The organism is Kitasatospora sp. NPDC056181, from assembly GCF_042266225.1.
GTDB lineage: Bacteria > Actinomycetota > Actinomycetes > Streptomycetales > Streptomycetaceae > Kitasatospora.
The window spans coordinates 70,981-80,317 of sequence record NZ_JBHJUK010000012.1 but is presented as its reverse complement, the minus strand read 5'-3'; the positions used below and the strand labels follow the sequence as shown (position 1 = coordinate 80,317).

Here is a 9,337-nt window from a genome sequence, read left to right as displayed (position 1 = left end):
ATCGTCCCCCTCGGCCCCGACGGCAAGATCAACCTCTTCAACGCCTCACCCGACACCACCCACCTCATCGCCGACGTCTTCGGCTACTACACCGACAGCGCCACCGGCTCCACCTACCGCACCGTCAGCCCCGACCGCCTGCTCGACACCCGCAGCGCCGTCGGCCGGGCCGGCACCGACAAGGTCCCCAGCCGCAGCACCGTGGCCGTCCAGGTCGCCGGCCGCGGCAACGTCCCCGCCGGTGCCAAGGCCGCCGTGCTCAACGTCACCGCCACCGAGACCGACGGCCCCGGACACCTGATCGCCTGGGCCTCCGGCTCACCCCAGCCGACCTCCAGCAACCTCAACTGGACCACCGCCGGGGCCACCACCCCCAACCTCGTCATCGTCCCCCTCGGCCCCGACGGCAAGATCAACCTCTTCAACGCCTCACCCGACACCACCCACCTCATCGCCGACGTCTTCGGCTACTACACCGACGACGCCACCGGCTCCACGTTCACCCCGGTGAACCCCGACCGCCTGCTCGACACCCGCAGCGCCGTCGGCCGGGCCGGCACCGACAAGGTCCCCGGCCGCGAGGTCTTCGGCCTCCAGGTGGCCGGGCGCGCCAACGTGCCCGCCAACGCCAAGGCCGTCGTGCTCAACGTCACCGCCACCGAGACCGACGGACCCGGACACCTCACCGTCTGGGCGTCCGGCTCACCCCAGCCGACCTCCAGCAACCTCAACTGGACCGGCAGCGGCGTCACCACCCCCAACCTCGTCGTCGTCCCGCTCGACGACGCCGGCCGGGTGATGTTCTTCAACGGTGCATGGACCGGCACGCACCTCGTCGCGGACGTGTTCGGCTACTACGTCTGATCCCGTCCGACCGCATCGACGACACCGGCCTGTGCCCCCGGGGGGCACAGGCCGGTGTCGTGCGATCGGCGGACCGGTCAGAAGGCGATCCGCACCTTCAGGGCGGAGCGGTCGTCCATCGCGCGGTAGCCGTCCGGGACTTCGTCCAGGCCGATGGTGCGGTCGAAGACCAGGCCGGGCTCGATGGCGCCGGAGAGGACGTCCGGCAGGAGCTCGGGGATGTAGGCGCGGGCCGGGGCGACACCGCCGTTGAGCGAAACGTTCCGACCGAACATCTGACCGATGTCGACGCCCGCGCTGCCACCGTGCGGCACCCCGACGTAGCCGACCGCGCCGCCGTCGCGGGCGATCGAGACGGCCGTGCGCATCGACTCCTCGGTGCCGACCGCCTCCAGCACGGCGTGCGCGCCCTGGCCGCCGGTCAGCTCCTTGACCGCCTCGACCGCGGCCTCGCCGCGCTCGGCGACCACGTCCGTCGCCCCGAAGCGCCGGGCCAGGTCCGTACGGGCGGTGTGCCGGCCGAGCGCGATGATCCGGCCCGCGCCGAGCCGGTGCGCCGCCAGCACGCCGCACAGGCCCACCGCACCGTCGCCGACCACCGCCACGGTCGCGCCCGGCCGCACGCCCGCCGAGACGGCGGCGTGGTGCCCGGTGGCCATCACGTCGGAGAGGGCGAGCAGGCTGGGCAGCAACTTCTCATCGCCCGCCGCGTCCTTGGGCAGGGCCACCAGCGTGCCGTCGGCGAACGGGACGCGCACCGCCTCGCCCTGGCCGCCGTCCGAGCCGACCTGGCCCCAGAAGCCGCCGTGCGGGCAGGAGGTCTGCAGGCCCTCGCGACAGAAGTCACAGCTGCCGTCCGACCAGACGAACGGGGCCACCACCAGGTCGCCCCGCTTGAATCCGGTCACCTCGGAACCGGTCTCCTCGACCACGCCGAGGAACTCGTGCCCGATCCGCTGCCCGGCCACCCGGGCGGCGACGCCCCGGTACGCCCAGAGGTCGCTGCCGCAGATGCAGGCGTTGACCACACGGACCACGGCGTCGGTCGGGTGCTGGATCACCGGGTCCGGTACGGACTCGATCCGGATGTCGTGGGGGCCGTGGATCACGGTGGCGCGCATGGGGGTTCGTCCTTCGGAAAATCGGCCGCGCGGGGGGTGTTGAGCGGCCCGGGAATATTCGACTGGGTGTACGACGAATACGCTGCCCACTCTATTCCGGCCCGCCGGACCGCTCACTCCGAGCGGCCTTCACCACATTTCGACCGGCCCCCGGCGCCGCGGCCCTTATTCTGTTTGACCATGCATGCGATCCAGCCCGAGACGTCCGGCGAGCCGTGGACCCTCCCCGTCCCCGCCCAACGCTCCGCCGCCCCCACCGAGGGCTTCGCGGTGGTGGACGTCGAGACCACCGGCCTCGGCCGCTCGGACCGCGTCATCTCGGCGGGCGTCTACCAGCTGGACACCGAGGGCGAGGTGACCGACCACTGGTACACGCTCGTCAACCCCGAGCGCGACCCCGGCCCGGTCTGGATCCACGGCCTCACCGACGAGCTGCTGGCGGGTGCGCCGACCTTCCCCGAGATCGCCGACGAGTTCGCCGAGCGGCTGCGCGGCCGGGTCCTGGTCGCCCACAACGCGCTCTTCGACTGGAACATGATCTCCCGCGAGTTCTCCCGGGCCGGCCGGAACGCCCCGGTCGACCAGCGGCTCTGCACCATGGTGCTCTCCCGCGACCTGCGCCTGCCGCTGCCCAACGGCAAGCTGTCCTCGCTCGCCGCGTACTTCGGCGTCCAGCAGCGCCAGGCGCACAACGCCCTCGACGACGCCCGGGTGCTGGCCGAGGCGTTCCGCCCCAGCCTGCACCTGGCCCGCAGCGGGGGCGTCCCGCTGCCGCTGCAGAACTGCGTCGCCGTCACCGACCTCGGCGACGACGAGCCCGTCTCCGCCGCCCGCAGCTCGTGGACGGGCTCGTCCTACCGGCAGGCGAAGAAGCGCCCGCCGTGCCCGTACCCGAACCCCGGGCGCTGGGAGGACGGCAAGCCGCTGGTGCAGGGCATGCGGGTGGCGTTCACCGGCGACACCGCGACCGACCGCGAGCTGCTGGAGGACCGCGCCGTCGAGGCCGGCCTGCACATCGCCACCTCCGTGAGCCGGCTCACCAGCCTGCTGGTCACCAACGAGCCCGGCAGCTGGAGCGGCAAGGCCCGCAAGGCCCGCGAGGTCGGCACCCCGGTGGTCGGCGAGGACGCCTTCCTCCAACTGCTGCGCGAGGTCGCCCCGCACCCCGGTGCGTGATCCGGTTGTGAGGTGGGCGTACCGTGCCCGTGTGTACCGTTTTCTCCTCTCCCGGCGCTGGCTGATCACCCTGCTGATCGCCGTGCTGCTGATCCCCGCCACCATCCGGCTGGGGTTCTGGCAGCTGCACCGCCACGAGGCGCGGGTGGACCGCAACCAGCTGATCGCCCGGGCCCTCACCGACCCGTCCGTGCCGTACGACAGCCTGTCGGCCACGCCAGGATTCGCCGTCCCCAAGGACCTGACCTGGCGCGCCGTGACGGCCGCCGGGCAGTACGACCCGGCGCACGAGTTCGTGGTCCGCAAGCGGACCGACTCCAGCGGCGACAAGATCGGCTACTTCGTCGTCACCCCGCTGGTGCTCGCCGACGGCAAGGGCACCGTCCTGGTCAACCGCGGCTGGGTGCCGTCCGGCGAGTCAGCCGCCGCCTACCCGCCGGTCCCGGCCGCACCGTCCGGCGAGGTCACCCTGACCGGCCGGCTGCGCCCCGACGAGGCCGCCACCGGCAGCATCAAGGACCGGGCCGGCCTGCCGGACCGGCAGTACACCCTGATCAGCACCGTGCAGCAGGCCAAGGAGACCGGCGCCACCCTGCTCGGCGGCTACCTGGAGCTCACCGCCACGGCCCCGGCCCCGGCCGACCAGCCCGAGCTGCTGCCCGAGCCCAACCACTCGGACATCGGGCCGCACATGGCGTACGCGATCCAGTGGTGGCTGTTCACCGCGATGATCCCGGTCGGGGTCTGGGTGATGGTCCGCCGGGAGGCCAAGGACCGCCGCAAGGAGGCCGCCGAGGCCGAGGTGGCGCTGGAGGCCGTACCGGCGTAGCCGCCGGCCGCTGGACGCGCGCCGCGGTACGCCCGCCGCTGGACGCCCGCCGCGGTACGCCCACGGCGGTGCGCCCGCCGTCGCAGGCGCGTTACAGCACGTCCTCCAGCTCACGCAGCAGCCGGGCCTTGGCGCGGGCGCCGACCACGGCCTTCACCGGCTCGCCGCCCCGGAACACCATCAGCGTCGGCATCGACAGCACGCCGTACGCGGCCTGCGTCTGCGGGTTCCGGTCCACGTCCAGGCTGACCACCGTCAGCCGGTGGGCCTCCTCCCGCGCGATGTCCGCCAGCACTGGCACCATCTGGCGGCACGGCGGGCACCAGTCCGCCGTGAAGTCCACCAGCACCGGCCCCTGCGCCGCCAGCACCTCCGCCGCGAACGTCTCGTCCGTGACCGCCGGCACACCCGTGATCCGCACCATCTACCGCTCCTCCCGCTCGATCGCCAACTCGCACTGCGGCACCTGTCCGGCGGCCTCCGCCGCCAGTTCGTCCCGGGCCTGCTCGGCCCGGGCGAACTGCTCGGCCACCTGCGTACGGACCTCCTGCAACCGGCCGATGCACGCGTCCAGCTCGGCCAGCTTGCGCCGGTAGACCTCCAGCGAGGCCGGGCAGGAGTCCCCTTCCGGGTGGCCCGCCTGGAGGCACTCCACGAACGGGCGGGTCTCCTCCAGCCCGAACCCGAAGTCCTGGAGGGTGCGGATCTGCCGGAGCAGCCGCAGGTCGTCCTCGCCGTACGCGCGGTAGCCGTTGCCGGCCCGCCGGGCGGGCAGCAGCCCGAGCTGCTCGTAGTACCGCAGCGCCCGGGTGGTCGTCCCCGCCCGCTGCGCCAGCTCGCCGATCCGCATCACCGCACCCGCCCTTCCGGCCGCGCTCCGAAGGCCGCCGGGAACGACGGTAGACCTTGACGCCGACGTCAACGCCAGTCGGACCGCCCGGGCTTCTAGTGCCGGGTGTTGTAGAAGCCGATCAGCACCGCACCCCACCAGCCGGCCTGCGAGACCAGGGCCGAAGCGGCGCCCCTGGTCAGCAGCGGGGCGGGCGGGCGGCGGTCGCCGTAGGCCGTCAGCCGACGGTGCAGCGTGCTCGCGTACACCCCGTTGAGCGCGATCAGCAGGACGAGCCCCAGCTTCACCTGGGTCAGTCCGGAGGAGAGGTCCGGCTCCAGCATCACTCCGCTGAGCACCAGCCCGGCCAGCCCGCCCCAGACCGGGACGTGCAGCGGCGTGGTGAAGTCCACCACCTGGCGCAGCGTGCGGCGGCCGAGCAGCCAGAGCAGCCCGTAGTAGTCGATGGCCAGCACCGCGCCCAGGCCCACCACCAGTGCCACCAGGTGCAGGAACAGTGCGACCGTGTGCAGCGCCGGGTCGGCGTGCAGGTGCCCGGCGGTCCAGGCGCTGGCGGCCCAGAGCAGGCAGACGGCCGCGGCCGCGGCGCCGACCCGAAGTCTGCGCTGGACGTCGTCCGTGACGGCCGCGGCTCCCCCGTGGGCCGGGACGGCCGCGGCTCCCCCCTGGGCCCGGACGGTGGGGTGACGCTTGGACATGATGGTGCTCCGCGATCGGGGGAGGTACAGGGCGGACAAGCAAGGGTAGGTTTCCCTAACTTCGTTTCGCCGTCAACTTTCGGCCACCCGGGACACCGATCCGGCCATGAGGCGACCACCGTCGCCACTCCGGCCCCGGCCGGTGCCAGGGCTCCCCCCACCCGGCAGGATGGGGCCATGGATCTTGGACTGAAGGACAAGGTGTACGTGGTCACCGGCGCCACCCGGGGCCTCGGCTTCGCGGCCGCCCGGGAGCTGGCCGCCGACGGGGCCCGGGTGCTGGTCAGCGGCCGCAGCGAGGAGTCCGTGGGCGCCGCCGTCGCCGAACTCGACGCCCTCGGCGGCCCCGGCGCCGCGCACGGCCTGGTGGCCGACAACTCCGACCCCGGGGCCGCCGACCGCCTGCTCACGGCGGCCGTCGAGCGCTTCGGCCGGCTGGACGGCGTGCTGATCAGCGTCGGCGGCCCGCAGGCCGGCCCGGTGACGAGCGTCCCCGAGGAGGCCTGGCGCGACGCCTTCGAATCGGTCTTCCTGGGCGCCCTGCGCATCGCCCGCGCCGCGGCCGCCGCGCTCGGCGAGGGCGGCGTGATCGGCTTCGTGCTCTCCGGCTCGGTCCGCCAGCCGATCCCCGGCCTCGGCGTCTCGAACGGCCTGCGGCCCGGCCTCGCGATGGCCGCCAAGTCGCTCGCCGACGAGCTGGGACCGCGCGGCATCCGGGTGGTCGGGCTGCTCCCGGCCCGGATCGACACCGACCGGGTGCGCGAACTGGACGCCCTCGGCGGCGACGCCGCTGCGGCCCGCGCCCAGCACAGCGCCGCCATTCCGCTCGGCCGCTACGGCACCCCGGAGGAGTTCGGCAAGGTCGCCGCCTTCCTGCTCTCCCCCGCCGCCTCCTACCTGACCGGTGTGATGGTGCCGGTCGACGGCGGCGCCCTGCGCACCCTCTGACCGACCGGCCCCGCCGGGCTACCGCACCCGCGGGTGCTTGCGCCGGCCACCGCGCCCCGGGGCGGCCGGCTTCGCCGCCACCACCCGTACGCGCAGGTCGGCGGGCAGCTCGGCGAGGCCGAGGCTGGTCCGGGCGTCGGTGCGCGGGCCGGTCTCGAAGTGCTCGACCAGCGCCGCCGGATCGCCCCCGGGGGTCAGCCGCACGGCGGCACGCAGCCGCGGGTGCCGCGGGCCCCGGACCAGGTGGACGTCGGCCCGGTCGACCTCCGGGAGCGCGACCGCGCCGGTCTCCAGCACCTCCTCCAGCGCCCGGCTGCGCAGCCGCAGCCGCAGCCCGGACGCACCGGGTGTGGGCACGCCGACGGTCGCCGGGCCGCTGCGCCGCAACTGCGCGAAGAGCCACCAGGCCGCTCCGGCCACCACGACGACCAGCCCCCCGATCACGGCGGGCCACCACCAGCTCTGGTCGGACCAGTGGGTCCGCGACTCGACGCTGACCACCGGCTGGTCCGGCGAGGTGAGCGGCCACCAGCCCGGCGGGTCCACGCCCAGCCGCCCGTAGAGGTCGAGGCCGCCCGCCAGGACCAGCACCCCGACGACGAACAGCCCCAGCCCGGCCACCCCGAGCAGCACACGGTTGACCGTGGTCCGGCTCATCCCGCCCCTCCCGCCCCGGACGCTCCGGCTCCCCGCGTGCCGTTCTGCCCGCCGTCTTGCCCGCCGTTCTGCGTGCCGTCCGCCGCGCCGTCCTGTGCGCCGTCCGCCGCGCCGTCCTGTGCGCCGTCCTCCGCGCCCGCTGCCGTACCCGCCTGCGCTCCCGTTCCCGCGCCGGACCCCGTGCCGGACTCCGCGCCGGACCCCGTGCCGACCGCCGGCCCCGTCCCCGCACCGGGCCCCGCGCCCGCCGGCCCACCCGTCCCCGCACCCGCCTCGGCACCGGCCCCGACCCCGGTGTCGGCCGCCGCACCCGTATCCGCATCCACATCCGCGTCCGAACCGCCACGACGCGCGCGGCCGCGCCGGGTCTGCACGTCGAGCCGGAGCGGCCGGGCCAGGGTGACCCGCGCCAGCTCCTCCCGCAGCTGCCGCTGCACGCTGGCCGGGTCGGCCGGCCCGCGGAGGAGGACCTTCACCCGGCGGCGGTTGATCCGCAGGGTGAGGTGCTCGACGCCCGGCAGCCCGGCGGCCCGGTCGAGCAGCAGGGTGCCCACACCGGCCCGGTCGATGGCGGCCGCGGTGTCGCCGTGCGGGCGCATCGACAGCCAGCGGCGCAGCCCGGGGGCGAACGCGAGCCAGAGCAGCCAGGCCCCGAGCAGGGCGGCGACCCCGGCACCGAGCAGGACCCAGGGGTCGTCCAGGTGACGGGTGGCCAGTTCGTCGGCGATCTCGGCGCGCCAGCGGCGGGCGGAGTGGCCGGTGCGCACGGCGATCACGTCGTAGAGCAGGGCCACGCCGAACACCAGCACCACGGTGGCGACCACCACCGCGGCGAACGTGCGCGGGGCCCGCAGCCGGGGCACGCTCACCGCCTCGGGCTGGGGCGGTTCGGCCGTCGGCTCCACCGGCGGTGCTTCCGGCGGGGCTTCCGGCGGCCGCTCGGTCATCCCGCTCCCCTCGGCACCAGCTTCTCGACGACCACCACCACCTCGCTGACGCGCGTCCCGGTCAGCCCGCGCACCTCGGCGGTGATGCGGTCGCGGACGGCGCGGGCGAGCGCGGCGAAGTCGGCGGGGAAGGGCAGGTCGACGGCGACGTGGACGAGGACGGTGGAGCCCGGCGTGGAGACGGACACCTTCGGCGGACCTCCCCGCTCGGCCCGGCCGCGCCAGGCGTCGGCGAGTGCGTCGCGGGCGGCCCGGGCGGCGATCCGGGCGTAGACCCGGTCGGCGATCCGCAACCGGCCGCGGGCGCCGGGCTCGCGCCGGCGGACGCCGGAGGGGGACGGGGTGAGGGCCGCCATCAGCGGTGCCGGTCGCGGCCGCGCAGCAGATCGCCGAGTTCGCCGAGTTCGATGTCGCCCTCCAGCAGCCTTCCGGCCACGAAGCCGACCACGCCCAGCGCGGCCACCAGCAGGAACGCCGCGAACCCGCCGAAATAGCCGGCGAAGCCGAGGGCCATACCCACCACCATGCCGATGAGGGCCAGGTTCATCCGCTCCACCTCGTCTTCCGCTGCTTCCCCGCCGCGCGGGCTGCCCCGACCCCGTCACCTCGACGCGGGCCGCTACCTCAGCTTCGGCCGCTGGCCGGAGGAGGGGGTCTCCTCTTCCTCCTCCTCGACGTCAGGCTCGTCGGGGAGGTGGACGTCGTTGACCGCGATGTTGACCTCGACCACTTCCAGGCCGGTCATCCGCTCGACGGCGTCGATGATGTTCTCCCGCACCTGGCGGGCCAGGTCGGGGATGACCACGCCGTACTCGACGACCAGGGCGATGTCGATGGCGGTCTGCTTCTCCCCGACCTCGGCCTTGATGCCGCGCCCGATGCTGGACTTGCCGCCGGGCACCCGGTCGCGCATCGCCCCGAAGGTCCGGGAGAGGCCCGAGCCGAGGGCGTGGATGCCGGAGACCTCACGGGCGGCCATGCCGGCGATCTTCTCGACCACGCCGACGGCCAGCGCGGTGCGGCCGCGCTCACCGAGGGGCTTGCTGCTGTCGCTGCTGGAGGGCGTGGCGGCAGCAGGGGCGGTCGAGGGGTTCTTGTGCAGGGTGGCGGGCGTCGGAGTGTCAGGCATGGGCGCTTCTCCCGTCGTACGGCTCCAGCTATATCGCAAATCGGTCCAACTCTGGCATTTCGCCACGATTCCCGCCCCTGGAGAGCCGCCTCGCGGAGGCCTGGCCCGCGCAGACCCC

At 74.6% G+C, this 9,337-nt stretch carries 12 protein-coding genes and 1 pseudogene; 4 read left to right on the top strand and 9 right to left on the bottom strand.

Features of this window, described 5'->3' with window-relative positions; translation table 11 throughout:
- Positions 1–864 (top strand): annotated as a pseudogene (locus ACFC1F_RS07945) (hypothetical protein); the annotation flags it as partial.
- 77 nt (positions 865–941) lie between these two features.
- Here the strand turns inward: ACFC1F_RS07945 and ACFC1F_RS07940 are convergent.
- Positions 942–1,985 carry a zinc-dependent alcohol dehydrogenase family protein gene (locus tag ACFC1F_RS07940; RefSeq protein ID WP_376156469.1) on the bottom strand — a complete coding sequence of 348 codons (1,044 nt, stop codon included), beginning with the start codon at positions 1,983–1,985 and terminating at the stop codon, positions 942–944.
- Between the two features lie 180 nt (positions 1,986–2,165).
- On the opposite strand from ACFC1F_RS07940, the gene ACFC1F_RS07935 reads away from it, so the two are divergent.
- Complete coding sequence (locus ACFC1F_RS07935; protein ID WP_376156467.1) at positions 2,166–3,161, top strand: DEDDh family exonuclease; 996 nt, start codon at positions 2,166–2,168, stop codon at positions 3,159–3,161.
- A gap of 31 nt (positions 3,162–3,192) precedes the next feature.
- A complete protein-coding gene (locus ACFC1F_RS07930; protein ID WP_209411817.1) occupies positions 3,193–3,990 on the top strand; it encodes an SURF1 family protein in 798 nt (265 codons plus the stop codon).
- Between the two features lie 91 nt (positions 3,991–4,081).
- On the opposite strand, the gene trxA is transcribed toward ACFC1F_RS07930, so the two are convergent.
- The 3 genes from trxA to ACFC1F_RS07915 all read right to left on the bottom strand — a co-directional run bounded on the left by trxA (position 4,082) and on the right by ACFC1F_RS07915 (position 5,538).
- Positions 4,082–4,414 (bottom strand): thioredoxin, encoded by a 333-nt coding sequence (gene trxA, locus ACFC1F_RS07925; protein WP_245204595.1) that lies wholly within the window; start codon positions 4,412–4,414, stop codon positions 4,082–4,084.
- Positions 4,415–4,840, bottom strand: a complete 426-nt coding sequence (locus ACFC1F_RS07920) for a MerR family transcriptional regulator (RefSeq protein ID WP_148642410.1) — start codon at positions 4,838–4,840, stop codon at positions 4,415–4,417.
- A 95-nt stretch (positions 4,841–4,935) separates the two neighbouring features.
- Positions 4,936–5,538 carry a hypothetical protein gene (locus ACFC1F_RS07915; protein WP_376156465.1) on the bottom strand — a complete coding sequence of 201 codons (603 nt, stop codon included), beginning with the start codon at positions 5,536–5,538 and terminating at the stop codon, positions 4,936–4,938.
- A 177-nt stretch (positions 5,539–5,715) separates the two neighbouring features.
- Here ACFC1F_RS07915 and ACFC1F_RS07910 point away from each other — a divergent pair, with 177 nt between their 5' ends.
- Positions 5,716–6,486 (top strand): SDR family oxidoreductase, encoded by a 771-nt coding sequence (locus ACFC1F_RS07910; RefSeq protein ID WP_376156463.1) that lies wholly within the window; start codon positions 5,716–5,718, stop codon positions 6,484–6,486.
- Positions 6,487–6,504: 18 nt separating this feature from the next.
- Here the strand turns inward: ACFC1F_RS07910 and ACFC1F_RS07905 are convergent, their stop codons facing one another.
- The 5 genes from ACFC1F_RS07905 to ACFC1F_RS07885 form a co-directional block, all read right to left on the bottom strand.
- Positions 6,505–7,143: an alkaline shock response membrane anchor protein AmaP gene (locus ACFC1F_RS07905; RefSeq protein WP_376156461.1), complete on the bottom strand. Its 639-nt coding sequence runs from the start codon at positions 7,141–7,143 to the stop codon at positions 6,505–6,507.
- Entirely contained in the window at positions 7,140–8,090 is a 951-nt protein-coding gene (locus tag ACFC1F_RS07900) for a DUF6286 domain-containing protein (RefSeq protein WP_376156459.1), read from the bottom strand. Before ACFC1F_RS07900 ends, ACFC1F_RS07905 begins: the two co-directional genes overlap by 4 nt.
- Positions 8,087–8,446, bottom strand: coding sequence for a hypothetical protein (locus ACFC1F_RS07895; RefSeq protein ID WP_209411812.1), 360 nt, complete (start codon positions 8,444–8,446; stop codon positions 8,087–8,089). The genes ACFC1F_RS07900 and ACFC1F_RS07895 overlap by 4 nt, the downstream gene beginning before the upstream one ends.
- The gene (locus tag ACFC1F_RS07890) at positions 8,446–8,637 is read right to left on the bottom strand and encodes a hypothetical protein (protein ID WP_209411811.1); all 192 of its coding nucleotides are present in this window, start codon (positions 8,635–8,637) and stop codon (positions 8,446–8,448) included. The genes ACFC1F_RS07895 and ACFC1F_RS07890 overlap by 1 nt, the downstream gene beginning before the upstream one ends.
- A gap of 72 nt (positions 8,638–8,709) precedes the next feature.
- On the bottom strand, positions 8,710–9,219 hold the full coding sequence (locus ACFC1F_RS07885) for an Asp23/Gls24 family envelope stress response protein (protein WP_148642416.1): 510 nt from the start codon (positions 9,217–9,219) through the stop codon (positions 8,710–8,712).
- Positions 9,220–9,337: the final 118 nt, after the last annotated feature.